We start from the raw sequence: 962 nt of genomic DNA, 5'->3' as shown, positions 1-962 counted from the left end.
GGGCAGAACCAGCGCAAACTCTACCGCGGCAACACCCGAATCACTCCGGAACATCCGGACTTGTAGCCGATCCACGAAAACTACTCGACAAGCTGAACGGTTTGCGTGGCCGGAATGTCTCGCATTCCAAGGCTCGTGCAATCCTGAATGATGTTTGCGTTGCCGGACCATTGCACGGTACTTGCGACGACCTGCGTGCAACCACCTTTGCCCGAGAAATTGCCGAGATAATTGACGCCCTGTGTTGGAAAATACAGAGCGCCGGTCAATAGCGAATCCGCCGTGCCATTAAACGTGTTGGATCCCGCCAGGTTGGCTCTGTCGCCATAGAACAGCACACCTGAATAGGTGCCCGACGTCGGTGCGCTGAGCTTGACGGTCGCCGTGCCGTTCATGCTAACGCCGGAGGTATCGGCCAGATAAATGACGACACCCTCGCCGGAAATATTTGCATTCGAGCTCGCTTTGAAATCGCCTCCCTCAATGACGTATATCCCGGGCGAGAGGGTTACATTGCCGCTCAAGCTGAGCCCCTTGCAGTATGTTCCAGGTTGCAAGGTTGACTGATTGCCGTTTTGACAAGGGTTCGTGGCCGGCGGCGCCGGCAGGTCGGCAAAAGGATCAGCAGCGGGCAGCGCCTGAGTTATCAGGCTGGCGCAAACGGTCTTCACGACGTTGCTCAACGAAACACCGCCTGCCGATATCAGGCAATCGACATCAAGGCTTGCCGATCCCTGAAGTTTGATGGCGTCCGGAGCTATCGAATTCGACATGACGGAGCAGCCTGTCAGTTTTGTGGTCGAACTGCCGGAAAAGAGCGCCGCTTTCGAAGCGGAAGGATCGACCGTCAAAATGCAGGCTTTTGAAGCATCCGTAATAAGAGCCACCGCCCTTGCTTGTGCGCCAACTGCGTTTTGCGTGAATATCGACGTAAAGAACCGATCGAGGTTCTGATGAACGAC

General features: G+C 55.6%; 1 protein-coding gene. It reads right to left on the bottom strand.

Features of this window, described 5'->3' with window-relative positions; genetic code table 11:
• Positions 1 to 80: 80 nt before the first annotated feature.
• The coding region (locus NKI70_RS33860) for a hypothetical protein (protein WP_352726461.1) at positions 81 to 962 on the bottom strand (882 nt) is incomplete at its 5' end.

It is taken from the genome of Mesorhizobium sp. M0500 (genome assembly GCF_040321165.1).
Taxonomy (GTDB): Bacteria; Pseudomonadota; Alphaproteobacteria; order Rhizobiales; family Rhizobiaceae; genus Mesorhizobium.
The sequence above is the reverse complement of the archived record's forward strand: the minus strand, read 5'-3'. Positions and strand labels throughout refer to the sequence as shown.